This window comes from Marinobacter sp. SS21 (genome assembly GCF_028369065.1).
In the GTDB taxonomy this organism is placed as follows: Bacteria; Pseudomonadota; Gammaproteobacteria; order Pseudomonadales; family Oleiphilaceae; genus Marinobacter.
Genome location: NZ_JAQNDA010000004.1, coordinates 200,943 through 221,462 on the forward strand (window position 1 = coordinate 200,943; position 20,520 = coordinate 221,462).

The window sequence follows — 20,520 nt, forward strand, 5'->3', positions numbered from 1 at the left end:
AAGCAAGGACCCAAGATCTATGGATGTGCTGACGACCCAGCGCAAGGCCGGCTCCCCCGTTGAACCCGGCAAGGCCTTACTGATTGGCCTGGCTGTCACCCTGGTGTATTTCGTCGCCGGGTATTTCGGTCTCAAGCTCGCCTTCGAAACCACCAACGTGTCACCGGTTTGGCCGGCTTCCGGTATCGCCCTGGCCGCCTTGCTGCTGGGTGGCCTCAGGATGTGGCCGGCGATTACCATCGGTGCGATGCTGGTTAATGTCGTGAGTTTCGGCATCGACGCCGACGGCTGGCAGTTACAGGGGCTTGCCTCGTTGTTCATCGCAGTCGGTAACACCCTGGAGGCGGTGGTCGGCGCTTGGCTGATTCGTTCGTCCCTGCACGTCGCTACCGGGTTTCACCGTGTTTCCACCGTATTTCGCTTCCTGCTGGTGGTGGCCCTGGCCGGTAGCCTCAGTGCCGGCATTGGCTCCGCCACCCTGGTGGGCTTCGGGTTTGCTCCGCTGACCGCGCTGCAGGGCGTCTTCAGCACCTGGTGGTTGGGTGACTGCGTCGGCATGCTGGTGGTCACGCCGATGGTATTGGTTTGGCGTAATCTTCCGGAAACACCCAGTGGCGGCCGGTCTTTGCTGCATGTCGGCACTCTGGCCGTGATCGTGGCCCTGCTGTGCTACCTGGTGTTCGGCTATGCCGGTGGTGATGTGCTGGATGCGCGCCTGCTGACCTTCCTGTTTGTCCCCACGCTGGCCTATGCCGCCTACGTGTTTGGTTTGCACGGCGTGACGGCCTGCAGCCTTGGGGTGGCCAGTGTGGCCATGGCATCCACCATTGGTGGCAGTGGCCCCTTCGTGTTTGGCGGGGTCAATGCCTCCCTGGTGGCGCTGGATGCCTTTATCGCACTGTGGGTTTGCGCCGGCCTGGTGCTCGCGGCAGACCTGCAGGAACGCAGCAGCAAAGGGGGGCTGAAGCGGCGGGAAACCCTGGTGCCCTGGGCGGTACTGGTCCTTGCCCTGGGGGTGACCACCCTGATGTGGCGGGCGGCGTTGGATACCGCCCAGGAGAAGGGCGCCGAACAGTTCGATTTTCTGGCGGAAACCGTCCGTGCCCGCATCGCTGACCGGATGCGAGACTATGAGCAGGTGTTGCGGGGCGGCATCGGTTTGTTCCGGGCCTCGGAACGGGTCACTCGCGACGAGTGGCGGCGATTTGTCGAGGAGTTGGCCTTAACCGAGAACTATCCGGGAATCCAGGGCGTTGGTTTCGCCCGTTACCTGAGTGATGAGTCGGCGAAAGAAGCTTTTGAGGACATCATTCGACAGGAAGGCTTCCCGGAGTTTGCCGTGAAACCCAGTGGCCAGCGGGACGCCTATGTGGCGATTGCCTATCTGGAGCCGTTCGACTGGCGCAACCAGCGCGCCCATGGCTACGACATGTTCTCCGAAGCCTTGCGTCGCAATGCCCTGGCTCGAGCCCGGGATTCCGGGCGCGCTTCGGTTTCGGACAAGATTACCCTGGTGCAGGAGACTGCGGTCGGCGTTCAGGCCGGATTTTTGATCTATCTGCCGTTCTATGAGGGTGGCGAAGTGCCGACCACGCTTGCGGAGCGACGCGAACGGATGTTTGGTGTGGTCTACAGTCCGTTTCGGATGGCGGACCTGATGTCCGGAATCCTCGGTGACCAGTTCCCGCAGGTGGCGGTGACCATATTCGACGGCCAGACGCCAACGGCGGAGGCCCTTATGTACCAGAGCGAGGTCCAGCCGTCTGGGACTCCGCATTTGATCCAGCCATTTGAGACCACCTTGCCGGTGGAGTTCATCGACCACACCTGGACGTTGCAGTTGCAGTCGCTACCGGCCTTCACCAATGCTCTCGATCAGCAGAAATCGCAGATTATCCTGGTCAGTGGGGTACTGATCAGCTTCCTGCTGTTTTCCTTTATCCGGGCGTTGGTACTGACCCGATCCCGAGCCCTGACGTTGGCCGAGGAGCTTACCTCCGCATTGCATCAGTCCGAACAGAAGTTTTCCTCCTTGGCCAGCAATGCCAATGAAGCCATTTTTATCATTGATGACCAGGGCCGGATCACCTCCGTAAACCGGGCTGCCAGCGAGTATTTTGGCGAGACCGAGCAGGCGTTGATCGGCCGTCGCATCGAGAGTTTGTTTGCCCCGGCTCACCGCCGCGCCATGCTGACCGCGCTATCCGCCATCCGAAACCGGGATGAATCGCTCAGCCGGCTGGACAGCGTACAGACCGAGTGCCTGGATCATTCGGGTCTGGCATTTCCCGCTGAGTATTCCTTGTCCCACTGGTCCAGTGACGGTGAGGACTGTATCGGGGTGATCCTGCGGGATATTACCGAACACCGGCTGGCAGAGGAACGACTGCAGCAGGCCCGGGAAGAGGCCGAGCAGGCGAGTCGGTCGAAGAGTGAATTTGTGGCCAATATGAGTCACGAGATTCGGACGCCGATGAACGCCGTGTTGGGGATGACCCAAATTCTCGCCAAGACGCCAATGACCGGCGACCAGCGCCAGTACCTGGAGATGATCCAATCCGCAGGTCGTTCGCTGATGGATATCATCAATGACATCCTCGATTTTTCGAAGATCGAGGCGGGCCGGTTGGACATCGAGCCGGTGCCCTTCGATCTCGACGAACTGGTCAACAGCCTGGCGACGGTGATGATGATTGGCGCCAGCAAGAAAGCGCTGGAGCCCACCATTGGCGTGGAGCCGGACGTGCCGCGAGACCTGATCGGTGACGAACTGCGTATCCGGCAGGTACTGCTCAACCTGGTTTCCAACGCCATCAAGTTTACCGAAGCGGGAGAAGTGGCGCTGCTGATCGAGGTCACGGACCGCCATGGCCAGCAGGTTACTCTGCGATTCAGCGTCAAGGATTCCGGAATCGGCATGACGGAAGATCAGCAGCAGAACCTGTTCACCGCGTTCACCCAAGCGGATTCCTCGATGACCCGGCGGTTTGGTGGTACCGGGTTGGGGCTCGCCATTTCCCGGCAGCTGGCAACCCTGATGGACGGCTCCATTGAGGTGCAAAGCGAACCTGGCCAGGGAAGTTGCTTCGCCATGCAGCTGCCGCTTGAGGTTCGGGCTCAGGGCAGGATGAAGTCGCTGCCCCGCAGTCTGGAAAATCTCAAGGTATTGCTGGTGGATGAAAACGCCATCAGCCGGGATTACCTGTCCCGCACCTTGCAAGGCTGGGGCTGGCAGTTGGATACAGCGGCATCGGTGACCACCGCCTCCCCATTGATGCGGCAGGCGGGCGCATCCCAGGAAAGCTATCAGGTCCTGCTGCTGGACTGGTTGCCAGACACGCCGGAACGTCAGAGGTTGTTACGGGAATTGCGTGAGGTTTCGAGTAATCCCGAGCTGGTGGTGGTGGCACTGATCGCGCCTCATGAGCATGATCCCGAGGCCGATGACCAATTGCCGGAGGGCGTGAACGCAATGCTGGTCAAACCGGTGACCAGTTCCCGGTTGTTCGACAAGCTCCATGAGGTGATGCAAGCGGTTACCACCGAAGCCAAGGCTGGCGAGGTGGAGACGAACGTGTCTCTGCCGCTCGCGGGCGCCCGCCTGTTGCTGGTGGAGGATAACGAGCTCAACCAGATTGTCGCCAAGAATTTTCTGGATGGCGCCGGAGCCGAGGTGGTCGTGGCCGAAAATGGTAAACAGGCACTGGCTCTGCTTCGGGAGGATGATGATCGCTTCGATATGGTGTTGATGGATGTGCAGATGCCGGTGATGGATGGGCTTACCGCCACCCGGTTGATTCGGGATGAGCTGCAGCTGCGGCTGCCGGTCCTGGCCATGACTGCGGGGGTGCTGGAGTCCGAACGGCAAAACTGTTTGCAGGCGGGGATGGACGATTTCATTGCCAAACCCATCGTCCAGGCCCAGATGCTAGAGACCATTCAGCAGTATCTGTCCGGGCACTCCCGGCCAGCACCGGTTTCGGCGTCCCAAGCCGGCGCAGCGCAGGCCGAAGGTCTGCTGGCGCCGCTGGACCGGTTGATGGCCTCAGTGGGCGACCAGGAGGGGCCACGCAAGGCGGTGGTGCTGATTGTTCGTAATATTGTGGACCGAGACGAGGCACCGGTTGAACAAGCCTTTGCCGACTGGCAGAGCGGCCAGACGGAGCAGTCGGCGTTGGCGCTGCACAACCTCCGCGGGCTGCTGGGCAGTATCGGAGCCAAGCGTCTCACCAGCCTCAGCCTGGAGCTGGAACATAACCTCAACGCAGGCGCGGATCAGGAGCTGGAGGAGCAGTGGCAGGCGTTGCGAGCGGAATACAACGCGTTCGTCACGGCCCTGCGGCACTGGCTGCAGGCACAGGAGGCGATGTCATGAATGGCGCCGGCTCAATCCAGGTAATATTCCACGGTGGCCACCACGCGAACGGTCTTGACCGGCTGCTGGCCTTCCAGCACGCCGGGCGCCTGATCCCGCGGTAGAATCTGGAACACGCCCTGATTGGCGCGCCTTAGCCTGCCCAGGCTGGTGTCGGCGTCCTGGGCGAACTGCTGGGCGGCTTCCCGGGCCGCGGTGGTGGCCTCGGCAATCATGGCCGGCTTGATGCGATTCAGGCTCTTGAACAGGTAGGTGGGTCCGCTGGCGCCGTACTCCGCCGACAGGGCGACGCCGGAGTCCACCAGTTCACTGATCCCCTGGGCGGCTTGCTGAATTCTGGCGATGTCTTCGCTGCGCACCATCAGTGTCTGCCGGATGATAAAACGCTGCTGGCTGGTGGCGTTCTGGTAGGGGGTGGCCTGGCTATCGGCGACATCCAGGCGCTGCAGCTCCACGCTGTCGGTAGCAATGGCCTGCAGTTTGAGAAAGGCCATGATGGCGTCCCTGCTGGCCCGTGCCGACGCCTGGGCTTCCGCCAGTGAACTGCCGGTGGCGACGAAACGTAATGGCCACAACGCCAGATCTGCCTGTACCTCCCGCTCCGCCACACCCTTGACGGTGACATAACGATCACCGGTGCGAAGATCTGTCAGCCCCTCCATGATCAGACAGGCGGAGACGACCAGGGCGGTGGCGAGGATGATGGTGGGCAGCAGTTTCATGTCAGGGTCCTGTTCCTGAGTAAGATCCTTCAACATTGCCAATCTGGTGGCCATCGTCAAGTGCCGCCTGCGACACCAAAGAGAGTCTGCCGCTAACCTCGGCGACTATCTGTGCCATGCTAGGAAGGAAGTCTCAATCTGACGGCGCGGAGGTGGATATGACGGCACTGCGTATCGAATGCATTCAGGGGGACATCACCCAACAACCGGATGTGGATGCGGTGGTTAACGCGGCCAATGGCCTGTTGATGCCCGGTGGCGGCGTCGCCGGCGCCATTCATCGAGTCGCCGGCCCCGGATTGGCCCGGGAGTGCCAGCCGTTGGCGCCGATCCAGCCTGGGCAAGCGGTGATCACCGGCGCGCATAACCTGCCCAATCGCCATGTCATCCATTGTCTGGGACCGGTGTATGGCCAGGATGAGCCTTCGGCTCAATTGCTGGCCGACTGCTTTCGCCAGGCCTTGCGACTGGCAGATAACCAGGGGCTCGCTTCAGTGGCGTTCCCCGCCATTTCCACCGGCGTCTTCGGTTACCCGGTGAGGGAAGCCGCCGCCGTGGCCCTGGCGGCGGTTCGGGAGAGCTCGGCCTCGTTGCGCTCGGTCCGCCTGGTCCGGTTCGTGTTATTCAGTGACGAGGACCGCCAACAGTTCCAGCGGGCGCTGGAGGAAGGCGGAGTCGACTAAAGTCGGCGGCAATGGGTACCTGCGCAGGATAGAGGCGGTCAGCGCTACCGTCTAAGCTCGGCGGAGATAGGGAATTTGGATAGGAAGGTACTGTCTTGATCAGTCTGCGCACAGCCCTGCTTACGGTCCTGGCAATGGTCGCCTTTGCCGGTAACTCTCTGTTGTGTCGGGCGGCGTTGAGAGACACAGACATCGATGCCGCCAGTTTTACCTTTATCCGGATAGTCTCCGGGGCCCTGGTGCTGGCGTTGCTGATGCGGTTGCAGCGGACTCGTCGCGATCTCAAGGCGGGCTCCTGGTGGTCGGCGTTGGCGTTGTTCGTCTATGCCATTGCGTTTTCGTTTGCCTACGGCGGGTTGTCCACGGCGATGGGGGCGCTGTTGCTGTTTGGCGCGGTGCAGGCGACGATGATTGCGCTGGGTGTGGTCCGCGGCGACCGGCCCCAGCGTTGGCAGTGGCTGGGCATACTGGTGGCGTTCGTCGGCCTGACTGGGCTGTTGTTGCCGGGGCTGTCGGCGCCACCGCCGGTCAGCGCGGCTTTGATGTTGGCCGCCGGGGCGTCCTGGGGCGTGTACTCACTTCGGGCCAAGGGCGCCGGCGACCCGCTGCAGGCAACCGCCGGGAATTTCCTGCGGGCGGTGCCGATGGCACTACTGGTGAGCCTGGTGTTATTGCCACAGGCTCGCCTGGACGGGGCGGGCGCGGTGCTGGCCGTGGCCTCCGGGGCACTGGCGTCGGGTATTGGCTATGCCATCTGGTACGCCGCATTGCCGTTGTTGCAGTCCACCACCGCCGCCACGGTTCAGCTCAGTGTGCCGGTGATCGCAGCGGTCGGTGGCATCCTGTTGTTGGGGGAAGCATTAACGTTGAGACTGGTCGTGGCCGGCAGCGCGATTCTGGGGGGGATAGCCCTGGTGATTGTGGGCAAGCGGCTGACGCCAGCGAGGAGTCGGGGCTGAGCCCGCGTCGGAGGGCAGCGGGGGCCAGGCAGTGCCCGGCCCCCGGGGACGGCGCCTAGGCGCCAAACAGTGCCGTGCGCAGTGGCGCCATCAGGCCAGCCTTGCGGGCGGCCTTGCCAACGCGCCGGATGCCGTCGAACTCCAGGTAGCCGTCCTCGATCGGATCGAAACGCAGGATTTTGAGGTCTTCCAGGTAGTTCTGGTTGCTCTTCCAGGGGCCGTGGCTACCCTGGCGGGGCAGACGGTCATTGGCGCGCAGAACGTAGCCGGAATCCAGGGCGCCGAGCATGGTGTCCTCGGTGGCGCTGTTTTCGGTGTCCCGCGGAATCGCGACGTCGTAGCCGTGCTTGTCCATGTGGTTGATCAGGCGGCAGAAGTATTCGGCCGCGATGTCCGCCTTCAGGGTCCAGGAAATGTTGGTGTAGCCGAAGATCATGGCGGCGTTGGGCACATCATCCACCATGACGTTCTTGTACATCAGCTTGTCCCTCATCACAATCGACTCGCCGTCGATTTTCGCTTCCAGGCCTCCCAGCATCTGGATGTCCAGCCCGGTGGCGGTGATGACGATATCTGCTTCCAGCTCCTGACCGGATTTCAGCAGGATGCCGTTCTCGGTGAAGCGGTCGATGTGGTCGGTGGCCATGGACGCCTTACCGGATTTCACCGCCTTGAACAGGTCACCGTCCTTCACCACGCACAGTCGCTGGTCCCAGGGATTGTAGCTCGGGGAGAAATGGCGCATGTCAACGTTCTTGCCCACCTGCTGACGAACAATGCTCAACAGCAACCGCCGCATGGCCTTCGGGCTTCGACGGGAACGCTCGAACAGGGCGCGGGCGATGGTGATGTTGCGGCCCCGGGTGATGCGGTAGGCGAGCTTGTCGGGCAGCACTTTTTGCAGTCCCACCGTCACCAGGTCGGTGGACGGCAGTGGCATCAGGTAGCTCGGGGAGCGTTGCAGCATGGTCACATGCTCCGCCTTTTCGGCCATGGTCGGAACCAGGGTGATGGCGGTGGCGCCACTGCCGATCACCACAATACGCTTGCCTTCGTACTCCAGGTCCTCCGGCCAGTGCTGGGGATGGATCACCCGTCCCTTGAACTTGTCCTCATCGGTGAACTGGGGTTTGTAGCCGGCGTCGTAGTTGTAGTAGCCGGTGCAGCCGGTCAGGTACTTGGCGGTGAAGGTCTGCTCCTCGCCGGTATCCTCGTTTACGGCGGTCACCTGCCATAGCTTGTCATCACTGGACCAGTTCGCTTCCTTGACGGCGGTTCCGAAGCGGATATTGTCGGTGACACCGTAGGCCTCGGCGGTCTCCCGAACGTAGTTCTTGATGGCCGGACCATCGGCCAGCACCTTACCGCCGGTCCAGGGGCGGAAGTTGTAGCCAAAGGTGTACATGTCGGAATCTGAGCGAATGCCCGGGTACCGGAACAGGTCCCAGGTACCGCCAAGGTCGTGGCGTCGTTCCAGGATGGCGTAGCTCTTGCTGGGGCAGTCCTTGGTCAGGTGGCAGGCCATACCGACCCCGGAAACACCGGCGCCGATAATCAGGACATCAAAATGTTGTTCGCTCATGGTTCGCCCCTTTCTTGTGGTTAGCGAAGGCTGTGTTACGACCTCTTGGGTGCCGTCGACAAAGCTGAGCCGTTTGCGCTTTGCCGAGGCCCGCAGGCCTCCGTTTGATTCTTACACTACGCTACTGCTGAAACGCGGACATTGACCGAGAATCGTGTCCGCAGGCGCCAAAAAGATCATAGTTGACAGCCGGGCTTCGACGGTGTGAATGCGGATCACAGCGCGGCTGTGTCGCAGGTGGCAGTCGGATGGTCAAACTGCTGCCTCAACGCCTGCCGCTGTCGCTCAGGGTCACGGTATTCCTTGGGTAGCGGCAAGATAAAGTACAGGATGTCACCTTGGGCAGGGGAGGCTCTGACGGGCCGTTGATCGTCCTCAACAGGCCAGAACACCGGACTGATCACGGTAATGGCCAATTCCGGATGGAGTGCGCGTAGCGCGGCGACGGTGCCTTGGTGGTAATCGCTGTGAAAGGCACCGGTGAGGTGCAGCACCTGGGCGCCGGGGTGACGGTCCAGGGCCTTGGCTATCTGTGTGGCCATGGTGTTGTCCCGCAGCAGTTGCGCCGTATAGCTGTTCTGCAGGCGTGCGGCATGGTAGGCGTCTTGGCGGTTTCCGGCTTGATGGTTGTCGTCACCGTGGCTGCCGCCGATGGCCTCGATGAATCGTTGCCGATAGGCCTCGCTGCCCACCAGCGGAAGCACAGTGAGGCGCTCGCGCTGCGCCTCCGGTAACCCGGCGAGATACGCCAGGCCATGGCGGGCCAGGCATCGGACGATCGGCTGGGGTGCGTTGGTGGCAATTACCGGTCGTTGGTGTTGTTTGGCGAATTCCACCAATGGCCGATAAGAGGCGCGGTAGTTGGCCCAGGCGTTGGCGTCTTCGATCAACTCGGTTTCCCCGATTGCATCCTGCAGATACCGGTCCAGCGCGGCCTGGTCCGCCACCGTAAACTGTTCCATCGTCAGCACCTGGTTGGGACGCTGCTGGTAGAGTGCCTGTTGCAACCGTGCTTGCAACAGGTGGGCGGCCTGATGACCGTGGTACTCGCCGATGATCACCACGTCGTCGTCCGCCAGTTGCTCGACAAGCTGGGCCTGGGTCAGCGGTTGTTGACTGGAGGCGTCCAGCAACGGGCTGTCATACAGGCTGCTGGGAGGGGTAATGGCGGAGGGGGTAGGCTTCAGGCTGCAGCCGGACAGGGCGATGGTCAGCGTCAGTATCAATCGGGTCATGGCTTGCCTCGGCAGGCGAACCGGGGTTGAGCGCCTGGATGGCTGTCCTTGCCCGGGCTTTTGTGTCACCCTCGGTTCCCGCAGTTATCCGCCCGGTGATGCCGGCGGTCGATACATGAAGTCTTACAGGTAGTCTGGCAATGAGCAAACGAAAGCCGCCCTCAAACCGAGCCCTTTGGCACCCGGCCTACTGGCCGTCCTGGTGTGTGGTGTCACTGCTGTTTTTACTGTCCCGGTTACCGGCGTCGTGCAAACGCCGTTGCGGTGAGGGGATCGGACGGTGGCTGAGCCGCCGGCTGTCTAGCCGTGCCCGCGTGGTGGACGCCAATCTGCAGGCCTGCATGCCTCAACTCTCCGACGACAAACGTGCCCAGCTGGTGACGCAGAGTTTCGTTTCCTGTACCCGAGGTATGTTTGAGAGCCTGGATGCCTGGTGGGGCGATCTGGGGGAGCGTCAGCGCCAGGTGGAGGTGCAGGGGTTGGAGCATCTCCGGGAGGCAATGGCCCGCAACCGGGGGGTGCTGATGATCGGCGGTCACTACAGCATTCTGGACCTGGCATTACCTCTGGTGGGGCAATACCTCAGCAAGCCCGGCTACATGTACCGGCCCAACAACAGCGCGGTGATCGACCGTATGATCGAGCGTGGCCGTCGCAGGCATTTCGACATCCAGCCGTTTACCAAGCGCCAACTCCGGGAAATGATGGCTTTCCTGGCTGAGGGCGGTCAGGTCTGGTATGGCTGTGATCAGGATTTCGGCAAAAAGACCGATGTGTTCGCTACCTTTTTCGGTGTCGAGACCGGTTGTATCAGCACCCCCACCTTCATCGCCCGCGAATCCGGCGCCACCGTGTTGTGCGTCAGTCATGTGCGCAAGCCCTGCGGTGGTTACCGGGTGGCGTTTTCGCCCATTCTCGACGATTTCGGTCGCTGCCCCCACCAGGACGCCCAGCGCTGGAACCGTTTTATCGAAGACACCGTGCGTCAGTTCCCGGATCAATACCTTTGGCTGCACAAGCGCTTCAAAACCCGTCCAGCAGGCGCTGACGCCATCTACTGAGGCCCCGCTGCACCGGCGTGCTACATGGGAAACGGGCGCTCACGGGACTGGGCGGGGCGCGTCGACTCGGACTAATCTGGACCAGGGAGTGGCCGCGCTATGCTGCCGTTGCGCTTTGTTGACCGTCTCAAGTTTTTTATTGAACGCCAGTTCGTCAAGGGGGCCGCCTTCCAGCTGCTGGTGGTGGCGTTGCTGATTGGTTTGATCTCGGTCATTGGCGGCTTGCTGGTGGCGCCGTTGGGAGAACCGTTTGATGATCTGGGCGCCGCGATCTGGTGGGCCTTTCTGCGGCTGACCGATCCCGGTTATCTGGGGGATGACAGCGGGAATTGGCAGCGGTTTGTGTCGACCTTGCTCACGGTGAGCGGCTACGTCGTCTTCCTTGGTGCCCTGGTGGCGATCCTGACGCGCTGGTTGATTGCGGTGATGAACGACCTGGAGCGGGGATTGACTCCGGTGTCGCTGAAACACCATGTGGTGGTGCTGGGCTGGACCTCGCTGACCCTGCCGTTGTTGTCGGAACTGCTGGGCTCCTCCCGTCGCATGCGGCGCTTTCTCGAACAACACGACACACGCCGGTTGCGGTTAGTGGTGCTGGCGGCTGAGGTTTCCGCAAACCAGATGCTAGCGTTGCGGAATCAGGAGGGTATTGGCAGCAAAGTCCGGCAGATCATCCTGCGATCCGGATTGGCGATCCAGCCAGAGGCGCTGCACCGGGTGGCCTGTCTGCAGGCGGCCGCGGTGATCATACCCAGCGCGGCCTATGGTTCTGAGAGTCTGGTTTCCGCCGACGTTGAGACCGTCAAGGCGTTGCTCTCAATCGCCGCCCAGGCGCGGCAGCTGAACACGTCGCTGCCGTTCGTAGTGGCGGAAATCCAGGATCTGCGCAAGCGTGCGGTGATCGAACGGGCTTATCCCGGGGCCGTGGAAGTGGTGGCGGGGGATAGCACCATCAGCCGCCTGATCGTACAGAACTGCCTGCACCCGGGTCTGTCCGAACTCTACAACGAGCTGCTGACCGCCGGTGAAGGCAACGAACTTTACATCCGCAGCGGCGAGCCCCTGGCAGGGCTCACCCTGGGGGAAGTGGCGAGTCAGCGCCCCGCTGCGATTGTTCTGGGGTTGCTGCGCCCGGCAGGGAACGGCTGGCAAGCCTGCCTGCTGGGGTCGCCGGGACTGACCATCGCGCCCGCGGACCGATTGGTGATGATGGCCCGCGGCTATGATGATACCGAAGCCAACAGCCATGGGGCGCCGTTGGCGATGGTGGTACCGGCCGCCGTCGCACCCTGTGCCCAGACGGCGATAAGGCATCGGGTTCTGGTGCTGGGCTGGGGGCGCAAGGTGCCCGCGCTGGTGGCGGAGTTTGATAGCTACGCCCATCGTCAGTTTGAGCTTGATCTGGTGTCGGTGATGCCCACCGCCGAACGGGAGCGGATCATTCAGCGGGATACCGGTGAGCTTCACCATGCCCAGGTCCGGCACCTGGAAGCGGACTACATGGTGGAGGGCGCCCTCAGGCGGCTGAAGCCGTGGGACTATGACACCATCCTGCTGCTCAGTAGCGATCGGCTGGCTAGCGGCGAAGAGGCGGACGCTCGAGCGATGGTGGGCTACCTCCAACTGGAGGAACTGCTCATGTCGGCCCAGCGCAGACCCCAGGTGATTCTGGAATTGAGTGATCCCGACAACCAGCACCTGCTCGGCGTGCACCAGGGCGAGACGATCGTCAGTCCGATGGTCATGAGCCACGTGCTGGCCCAGGTGGCCTTGCGCCGGGAGCTGCGCTGGGCCTTGGATGAGCTGTTTACCGCCGGTGGGGCCGAGTTCCAGTTTCGCGACCCGGACGGCTATACCCTGCCAGCAGATGCCGATTTCCAGCGCCTGGAACAGGCGGTGGCCGACAACGGCGAGCTGGCCCTGGGGTTATACCGGCGCCAGCCTGACGCGCGAGGTCGCCGACTGCGGCTCAATCCGCCCCGCGACGAACCTCTGGACCTGGAGCCGGGCGATCGGTTGGTGGTGCTGGCCCTGACCTAGGGATTCGGTGCATGTCGGGGGCGATCCGGAGCTGTTCGAGGCTCGCTGAGTGGTTCGGCGCCGAACATTGCTGTCAATCTCAAGCACTTAGCAGGGGCAGTCGGTGGCGGTTACCTTTATTCATAAGAAAAATGCTGAAAATAGATAATATAAATTTCAATTATAAATTCTGAGCAACTAAAGTAACCGCCAACGTCAGCGCCCGGTTTAATTTTTTGAGTGGGCGTTACGTCGTCAAGAATGGGTGTCCGGATTCGTCCGGCAGCACTCGACGCAGTACCTCAAACCTATCGAGACAGGACTGAGATCATGCCATACGCAAGCGACGTTGATGCCATCGCATCATTGATCAAGCAAAACCCGACCTGGGCCAGCATCAAGCCTGAGCATGCCGCCCGCATGCGCGCCCAGAACCAGTTCAAGACCGGTCTGGACATCGCCAAGTACACCGCCAAGATCATGCGCGAAGACATGGCTGCCTACGACGCCGATACCGCTCAGTACACCCAGTCTCTGGGCTGCTGGCACGGCTTCATCGGTCAGCAGAAGCTGATCTCTATCAAGAAGCATTTCGGTAGCACCAAGCGTCGTTACCTGTACCTGTCTGGCTGGATGGTTGCCGCCCTGCGTTCCCAGTTCGGTCCGCTGCCTGACCAGTCCATGCACGAGAAGACTTCCGTATCCGGTCTGATCGGCGAACTGTACACCTTCCTGCGTCAGGCTGACTCCTGGGAACTGAACCACCTGTTCCGTAACCTGGAAGCCGCCCAGAACGCTGGCGACGCTGCCAAGGCCAAGGAAATCGAAGCTGCGATCGACAACCACGAAACTCACGTTGTGCCCATCATCGCGGACATCGACGCTGGTTTCGGTAACGCCGAAGCGACTTACCTGCTGGCCAAGCAGATGATCGAAGCCGGTGCTTGCTGTATCCAGATCGAGAACCAGGTATCCGACGAGAAGCAGTGTGGCCACCAGGACGGTAAAGTAACCGTTCCTCACGCCGACTTCCTGGCCAAGATCAACGCTGTTCGTCTGGCGTTCCTGGAGCTGGGTGTTGACGACGGTGTCATCGTTGCCCGTACCGACTCCCTGGGTGCTGGCCTGACCAAGCAGATCGCCGTGACCAACGAGCCGGGCGACCTGGGCGACCAGTACAACAGCTTCATCGACGGCGACGTCATCGACAGCGCTGAAGACATCGCCAACGGCGACGTTGTAATCAAGCAGAACGGCAAGCTGGTTCGTCCGAAGCGTCTGGCTTCTGGCCTGTTCCAGTTCAAAGCCGGCTCTGGTGAAGACCGTGTTGTTATGGACTGTATTGCCAGCCTGCAGAACGGTGCTGACCTGCTGTGGATCGAGACTGAGAAGCCTCACGTTGGCCAGATCGCTGCCATGGTTAACCGCATCCGTGAAGTGGTACCCAACGCCAAGCTGGTGTACAACAACAGCCCGTCCTTCAACTGGACCCTGAATTTCCGTCAGCAGGTATTCGACGCGTGGAAAGAAGAAGGCAAGGACGTATCTGCCTACGATCGCGATCGCCTGATGAGCGCCGATTACGACGCGACCGAGCTGGCTGAAGAAGCCGATCGTCGTACCGCCAGCTTCCAGCGTGACGGTTCCCGTGAAGCAGGTATCTTCCACCACCTGATCACTCTGCCGACTTACCACACTGCGGCCCTGTCTACCGACAACCTGGCCAAAGGTTACTTCGGCGACGAAGGCATGCTGGCCTACGTTGCGGGCGTACAGCGTAAGGAAATCCGTCAGGGTATCGCTACCGTTAAGCACCAGGACATGGCTGGTTCTAACATCGGTGACGACCACAAAGAGTTCTTCGCTGGCGAAGCGGCTCTGAAGGCGGGCGGTAAAGACAACACCATGGGTCAGTTCGAGAACATTTAATCTCGACCGACACTCAGTGTTGACGAAAAAGGCGACCCTACGGGGTCGCCTTTTTCCTTTTTAACAGGGCAAGCATTCGCCGCCGAGGGCAGCATTCCTTTCTGTCCCCACTCCCGCCTTTACCTTATGCCTTCGATGCAGCCAGCTTCTTCCGCGTCGCCAGCCGGCCCTGACGCCGCACCTCGGCATCCCGATAGCGCCGTTTCTGTTCATCGGTCTCGGCCAGCACCGGGCGGACGTCCACCGGTTTACCCGCTTCATCCAGCGCCACAAAGGTAAAGAACGCCGACAGGATGTGGCGGACTTCACCGGTGTAGCTGTTCTCCGCCAGCACCTTGGCGCCAATTTCCATGGACGATCCCCAGGCTCGATTCAGCGCCAGGCTGAACAGCAAGGTATCGCCGCCCTTGGCGGGAGCGCGGAAATGGATGGAGTCCACCGCTGCGGTGACGCAGACGAACCCGGAATGGCGTTCGGCAACCACCAGGGCGAGGCGATCGCATTTGGCCATGATCATGCCGCCGAAGACCGTTTCATGGGAATTCAGATCGTTCGGAAACACTTTGTATACGTGGTTGTCGATCGCGGAAGCAGCCACAGGGCGGGCTGCAGAGGCAGTGAGCATGATGGCTTCCTGGTCGGTGGCAGTGACGACAGGCTACATCAGTGCGCTTCGGCTGTCGCGTCGGTGTCAGCTCAAGCGACGGGTTTGGCCGTGTTAGGGGCTTGAATAGTAAGCTTTTACCACAATGTGAGTACGCCTTAAGCGGAATTTTGTTCCGGTGCTGAAACAGATCCGCGACCAGGAACGCCTGGCTGGCTTTGAGTCGTGAAATACGAATCTTCTGAATCAATAGGTTAGATCTGGTTTTTGGAACTGGCACGGAAATCGCTTTTGAGTGAGGGGAGGACCTGACCTGCCCCCGCATGGCATTCGCCCGATGGCAGCTCAGGAGGACGGAGACCACCAACAACGCCAAAGGAAACGAAGATCATGACAACTCAAAAAAACTTGCTAGCAATCGCCATTGCCTTGAGCTTTGGCCTTTCCGGAGCCGTCCTGGCGGACCAGGGCGGGGATGGCAGCCCCAACACCAACGCCGATGATGGCGCTGCTGCGGTTAATGACTCGTTCAAGATCGCCGATAGCGGCAATGATCATTCGGACAACAGCACCCATGTGGCCGACAGCGCCAACGACAACTCCGACAACAGCACCGATGTGACCGACTCGTTCAAGATCAAGGACAGTGGCAACGATAATTCGGACAACAGCACTCATGTGGCCGACAGCGCCAATGACAACTCCGACAACAGTACGGACGTGACCGATTCGTTCAAGATCAAGGACAGCGGTAACGATAATTCCGACAACAGCACCAACGTGACCGACTCCTTCAAGATCAAGGACAGCGGCAACGACAACTCCGACAACAGCATCAACGATTCGTTCAAGATCGCAGACAGTGGCAACGACAATTCGGACAATTCCGATAACAGCACCACCGATGTGGATCTGAATGTGTTCCTGAACGAAGCGGAGTTGAATGGCGTAGTCAATGGCGTGGCCACTGCCTACACCCTGGACGGTAGTGTGGCCGGCAAGGCAATGCTGACCAACCACAACGAAATTTCCGGTGGTTCAGCCAACTTCACCGGCGTGGGGGCAATTGCCCAGTCCGCCGGCACCGCCAACCTGACTCAGGCCAACGTGAGTGTGATGTCGAACCTGACCACAAATGCGCAGTGAGTGGGAGCGCTTGGGCCGCGGTTAAGTGGCGCGGTTCAGGCGCCCGGGAGGAACTGCCATGGAAAACGTCATCAAACGAGCGTCATTGCCAGTGGCGGGACTCATGGTGTGGATAATGGCCCTGACGGTTCAGGCCGAAGACGGCGTGTGGCTCGAGGTCACGCCGTTGGCGGCCGATGAGCTGGCGGGCTCCAGTGGGCGCCAGGGTGTACCGGTGCAGATTCAGGTCAACAACACCGAGCAAAATGCGGTCTTGGCCGGAAATGTTTTGAACGGCAATGTGGTAACCGGAAATAACCTGATTTCCGACAACGCCTTCCAGAACATGAGCGGCACCGCCACGGTGATCCAGAACAGCGGCAATCACGTGGTGATCCAGGACAGCACCCAGATCAACATCCTGTTCAACAACTGAAGGGGAGGTGGGCCATGGACAGTAACCTTTGCAGGATAACTTGCCTCGCAACGGCTCTGCTCTGGTCCACCGCTTTTGCCGGCTCGGTCTCGGTGCCGGGCATAGCGGGGGATCTCCAGCTGGAGGTGAAGAGCTTTCGCGAGCGTCAGTTCGGCTCGGTGCTGCGCCAGGAGTACGACTACAGTTGCGGTTCGGCGGCGGTGGCGTCACTGCTGTCCTACCATTACGACGATCCGGTCAGCGAACAGCAAGTATTCACCGCCATGATGGCCGCGGCCGATGTGGATAAGGTCCGGCGCGAGGGCTTTTCGATGCTGGACATGAAACGCTATCTGGAAACCAAGGGCTATCGGGCCGACGGCTTTCGGCTGGATCTGGCCGGAATTCGCCAGCGCATCGCGCTGCCGCTGATCGTGCTGATGACCATCGACGGCTTCCGTCATTTCGTGGTCATCAAGGGTCTCAGCGAGCAGGAAGTGCTGATCGGCGACCCGACCCGAGGATTGATGATCTACGATCACCAGAAGTTCCTGAGTCAGTGGGATGGGGTCGCCTTCGTCATTCGCAGTCATGTTGAGCTGGGCCGGGCGTCGTTCCGGGAGCGGGAGCACTGGCCCGAGATCGCGGGCGCGCCCTTGCAGCGCGGCATTGATGGCAATGAACTACCTATGGGCCATGACCTGGTGCAGTGGCCCCATTCCGTTGAGTGGTGAGTGTGATGAAGGCCGACAACAAACCCGTGCACAGCACCGATCAACCTCGGCGAGCTACGCCCCTGGCGCTGCTGTTGCTGCTGGTGTCCATGCCGTTGGCAGCGGAACTGAACCTGCCGGCCGCGCCGCTGGCCGATGAGGTGCTGGCCAGCCAGCGCGGCGGCTTTGTGGTGGGCAACCTGGAAATCGCCATCGGTCTGGAGCAGTTGGTGGCGATTAATGGTGAAACCGTCGTGGTCAGTCGCCTGCATATCCCGAATCTGAATCAGGATCTCAGCAAGAAGGCGATCGCGAGCCAGCTCGAAACCACGCTGGCGGTGCCGGATTTGGCGGAGGGTATGGTGATCGACACCCGGTTGGTGAATGACTCGGGTGTGCTGACCAAAATCCAGAACTCCATGAACGACACCCTGATCCAAACCTTGCGCCAGTACAACATCGAGCTGAACAACCTGGATGCCAATGTCCGGTTGCCGGGGGAACTCGACACCCATTACCTACAGAGCCTGCATCCCCGTTGATGTCCGGTTGTCAGAAGGGCCGTGCGGGTCAGAAGGACAGTGGCAGTTTCAGCGCAATCTCGCTGTTGGGGGCCTGCTCAGTGACCCCGATGCTGACCGTCAGGCCCAGGCTGGCGGCGGTGGTCAGTCGTTGGGACAGCCCGAAGGACAGCGAACCCACCTGGATTCGGTCGAACTGGGAGTCGGTCAGGCTGGTGGCGAATTCGACACTGGTTTTCGGAATCACCGAATGGTCATAGCCCAGGCTGAACGAAGTGCGTTCATTGAACGCGAACCCCATGCCAAAGCCGAAACGCACCACGTCACCGGGCTTAATCGTTCCGCCGTTCTCCACGCCCTTGTCGTCGGGCATGGTCCGCACGTAGCTGAAGTTGCCGAACAGCACCGCCGGGTCCGAGGGATAGATGAACGAAATGCCGGGCTCGAACGACCAGAAGCCGTTTCCGGTGGGGCGTTCGCTGAGGACGATGCCGATGGGGTTGCCGTCGTTGTCGAGCAGTTGACGCTGGTCGACGTCGTAGGGGCTTTCGCCGGTGGGCGCCTTGACGCGGAAGGTGCCCAGCAGGTAGGGCCAGCCATCGCTGCCGTCGGTCATCTGGAACCGGGTGGACAGCTCCACATCGCCCAGGCCCTCGCCGTTGGATTCCCGCAGGTTATCCACGGGGGTGCCCTGAAAGGCCTGACGTTCCCGCAGATCCTCTTCAATGATCAGGTAGGGCACCCGTACACCGACCTCAAGCCGGCTGCTGAAACCGTACTTGAAGGTCAGCGCGCCGACGAAAATGTCCCGCTGGATTTCAGAAATGTTGATCAGCCCCACCACCAGCGCCGGGATCACCGTGTAGCCTTCAATGGCGACGGAGGTGGAGTTGCTGTAGGCGTGGGACAGCGATGGTTCGAAGGTCAGTCGTCCGGGCCGGGTCACGATGCCCCGGTCCGTGGTGATGGAGGCGATCTCCACGGCTTTGTCCGGTGCGCCCTCGGCCGCACCGAAGTCGTCATACTCCGGTTTGGCGACGGTGTGGCTGGCCAGGAGCCAGCCGGCGAGAAACACCGTCCAGCCTACCCGCGCTGTCATGACAGGCTGCCGCCGGGCGGCTTGCTCAAATGCGACAGCGCCTCGACGCTGCCCCGTGGGGTGTGGTATTTCGCCATCAGGCGATACATGGAGACCCGGGAGATGTTCAACAGCCGCGCGGCGGCCGACACGTTGTTATGGGTCAGCGCCAGGCTGCAGGAAACCGCCTGCTGTTCGGCCCGGGCCCGGAAGTCGTCGAGGCTGAAGCCGCCCTGCGCATGGCTGGGCTCACCGCTGAAACCCAGGTCCGCCGGCGTCAGCACCGGCTGTTCAGCGAGTAGCACTGCCTGGCGTAGCCGGTTGTTCAGTTCCCGAAGGTTGCCGGGCCAGTCGTGCCGCAGCAACGCGCGCATGGCGGCCTCGCTGAGCCGCCAATGCTGAGCGCCGCGGCGAGGCGCCTGCAAGGAGGCGAAGTAAATGTCCACCAGGTGAGGGATGTCCTCCAGCCGCTCGGTCAGCGGCGGCAGCTCAACCTCTAGCCCACCCAGCCGGTAGTAGACATCGCTGCGGAAGTGCTGGGTATCCACCAGCAGCTGCAGGGGGCTGGTGCTGGTGGCGATCACCCTGGCCTCCACCGTGCGTGGCCCGTCACCTCCGATGCGTTCCACCAGACCCTCCTGCAGAAAACGCAGCAGGGCCGACTGCTGATCCGGCTGCAACTCGTCGATACCCAGCAGCAACAGGCTGCCGCCATGGGCGGCTTCCAGGCGCCCGGTCTTGCTGCTGGCGGCGCTGGTGAAGGCGCCCTTCTCATAGCCAAACAGTTCGCTTTGGGTGAGGGTTGGCGGCAGAGCGGCACAGTTGATGGCAATGAAGGGCCCCCGGTTCACCGGGGAGTGCTCATGAACGAAGCGAGCGGCCACTTCCTTGCCCGTGCCACTGGCGCCATGGATCAGCACCGGTTCCATGGTTTCGGCAAAGCGCTGTAGCAGGGAGCGAATGCGCCGAATGCGCTCCGAATGACCGGTCAGGGCATAGTGTTGAAGCTGGAGTTCCTGGCTTTGTGCCAATCGGGCCTGCAGATCGGCCATGCCCCACAGATGCCCCAGGACCATGTTCAGCCGGGTGGGGTCCATGGGCAGGGTGTGGTAATCGGCGCAGTGAGTGCCAATCAGGCTGCCCAGCCTGCCGTCGTCGCGGGGTGAGGTCGCGGTGAGCCCAACCCAGGCGGTGGGACTCAGGGAATCCAGCCAGTCTTCCAGCTGCGGGAAACCGTCGGGTGTGTAGTGTTCCAGGTCGATGATGCCCACCCGTGCGCCACAGCCGAGCTGGGCGTCGGGGCGGGGCGACTGGTTCAGGTTGAGCCGGTGTACCTCCCACAGAGTATTGAGGGTTTCGACAGGCACCGCCTGGTTCGGTTTCGGTGATAGCCACAGTAGCGTTCGCTTGGCTTCCATGGTGTGATCCCCGGTTGATGGTTGACGTCAGGCTGGACTGCTTTTCAGCTGAGAGTCGATGAGGGCCGGTCAGTAAGTGAG

16 protein-coding genes are annotated in these 20,520 nt (G+C 61.4%); 10 read left to right on the forward strand and 6 right to left on the reverse strand.

Features of this window, described 5'->3' with window-relative positions; translation table 11 throughout:
- The first annotated feature begins 19 nt into the window (after positions 1-19).
- Positions 20-4,375 (forward strand): CHASE domain-containing protein, encoded by a 4,356-nt coding sequence (locus tag N6L25_RS07395; RefSeq protein ID WP_271979161.1) that lies wholly within the window; start codon positions 20-22, stop codon positions 4,373-4,375.
- A gap of 11 nt (positions 4,376-4,386) precedes the next feature.
- Here N6L25_RS07395 and N6L25_RS07400 read toward each other — a convergent pair whose 3' ends face one another.
- Positions 4,387-5,097 (reverse strand): SIMPL domain-containing protein, encoded by a 711-nt coding sequence (locus N6L25_RS07400; RefSeq protein ID WP_271979162.1) that lies wholly within the window; start codon positions 5,095-5,097, stop codon positions 4,387-4,389.
- 158 nt (positions 5,098-5,255) lie between these two features.
- Between N6L25_RS07400 and N6L25_RS07405 the strand changes: the two genes are divergently transcribed.
- Together N6L25_RS07405 and N6L25_RS07410 are read left to right on the forward strand one after the other, a co-directional pair.
- Complete coding sequence (locus tag N6L25_RS07405) at positions 5,256-5,780, forward strand: macro domain-containing protein (protein WP_271979163.1); 525 nt, start codon at positions 5,256-5,258, stop codon at positions 5,778-5,780.
- A gap of 98 nt (positions 5,781-5,878) precedes the next feature.
- Positions 5,879-6,739, forward strand: a complete 861-nt coding sequence (locus N6L25_RS07410; protein WP_271979303.1) for a DMT family transporter — start codon at positions 5,879-5,881, stop codon at positions 6,737-6,739.
- 55 nt (positions 6,740-6,794) lie between these two features.
- On the opposite strand, the gene N6L25_RS07415 is transcribed toward N6L25_RS07410, so the two are convergent.
- Complete coding sequence (locus N6L25_RS07415; RefSeq protein WP_271979164.1) at positions 6,795-8,321, reverse strand: flavin-containing monooxygenase; 1,527 nt, start codon at positions 8,319-8,321, stop codon at positions 6,795-6,797.
- 215 nt (positions 8,322-8,536) lie between these two features.
- Complete coding sequence (locus N6L25_RS07420; RefSeq protein WP_271979165.1) at positions 8,537-9,556, reverse strand: ChaN family lipoprotein; 1,020 nt, start codon at positions 9,554-9,556, stop codon at positions 8,537-8,539.
- A 140-nt stretch (positions 9,557-9,696) separates the two neighbouring features.
- Between N6L25_RS07420 and N6L25_RS07425 the strand changes: the two genes are divergently transcribed.
- The 3 genes from N6L25_RS07425 to N6L25_RS07435 all read left to right on the forward strand — a co-directional run bounded on the left by N6L25_RS07425 (position 9,697) and on the right by N6L25_RS07435 (position 14,565).
- Positions 9,697-10,617 (forward strand): lysophospholipid acyltransferase family protein, encoded by a 921-nt coding sequence (locus N6L25_RS07425; protein ID WP_271979166.1) that lies wholly within the window; start codon positions 9,697-9,699, stop codon positions 10,615-10,617.
- 99 nt (positions 10,618-10,716) lie between these two features.
- Positions 10,717-12,657 (forward strand): CASTOR/POLLUX-related putative ion channel, encoded by a 1,941-nt coding sequence (locus tag N6L25_RS07430; protein ID WP_271979167.1) that lies wholly within the window; start codon positions 10,717-10,719, stop codon positions 12,655-12,657.
- A gap of 309 nt (positions 12,658-12,966) precedes the next feature.
- Positions 12,967-14,565 carry an isocitrate lyase gene (locus tag N6L25_RS07435; RefSeq protein ID WP_442915220.1) on the forward strand — a complete coding sequence of 533 codons (1,599 nt, stop codon included), beginning with the start codon at positions 12,967-12,969 and terminating at the stop codon, positions 14,563-14,565.
- A gap of 124 nt (positions 14,566-14,689) precedes the next feature.
- On the opposite strand, the gene N6L25_RS07440 is transcribed toward N6L25_RS07435, so the two are convergent.
- Positions 14,690-15,190 (reverse strand): acyl-CoA thioesterase, encoded by a 501-nt coding sequence (locus N6L25_RS07440; protein ID WP_271979168.1) that lies wholly within the window; start codon positions 15,188-15,190, stop codon positions 14,690-14,692.
- A gap of 369 nt (positions 15,191-15,559) precedes the next feature.
- Between N6L25_RS07440 and N6L25_RS07445 the strand changes: the two genes are divergently transcribed.
- Genes N6L25_RS07445 through N6L25_RS07460 form a run of 4 tightly spaced genes read left to right on the forward strand, consistent with a single transcriptional unit; the run spans position 15,560 to position 17,964 of the window.
- Positions 15,560-16,315 (forward strand): dentin sialophosphoprotein, encoded by a 756-nt coding sequence (locus N6L25_RS07445; RefSeq protein ID WP_271979169.1) that lies wholly within the window; start codon positions 15,560-15,562, stop codon positions 16,313-16,315.
- A 58-nt stretch (positions 16,316-16,373) separates the two neighbouring features.
- Positions 16,374-16,730, forward strand: coding sequence for a hypothetical protein (locus N6L25_RS07450; protein WP_271979170.1), 357 nt, complete (start codon positions 16,374-16,376; stop codon positions 16,728-16,730).
- Between the two features lie 14 nt (positions 16,731-16,744).
- On the forward strand, positions 16,745-17,443 hold the full coding sequence (locus N6L25_RS07455) for a C39 family peptidase (protein ID WP_271979171.1): 699 nt from the start codon (positions 16,745-16,747) through the stop codon (positions 17,441-17,443).
- A gap of 5 nt (positions 17,444-17,448) precedes the next feature.
- A complete protein-coding gene (locus tag N6L25_RS07460) occupies positions 17,449-17,964 on the forward strand; it encodes a hypothetical protein (protein WP_271979172.1) in 516 nt (171 codons plus the stop codon).
- 28 nt (positions 17,965-17,992) lie between these two features.
- Here N6L25_RS07460 and N6L25_RS07465 read toward each other — a convergent pair whose 3' ends face one another.
- Positions 17,993-19,042: a transporter gene (locus tag N6L25_RS07465; RefSeq protein WP_271979173.1), complete on the reverse strand. Its 1,050-nt coding sequence runs from the start codon at positions 19,040-19,042 to the stop codon at positions 17,993-17,995.
- The gene (locus N6L25_RS07470) at positions 19,039-20,439 is read right to left on the reverse strand and encodes a sigma-54 dependent transcriptional regulator (RefSeq protein ID WP_271979175.1); all 1,401 of its coding nucleotides are present in this window, start codon (positions 20,437-20,439) and stop codon (positions 19,039-19,041) included. Before N6L25_RS07470 ends, N6L25_RS07465 begins: the two co-directional genes overlap by 4 nt.
- Positions 20,440-20,520 lie beyond the last annotated feature (81 nt).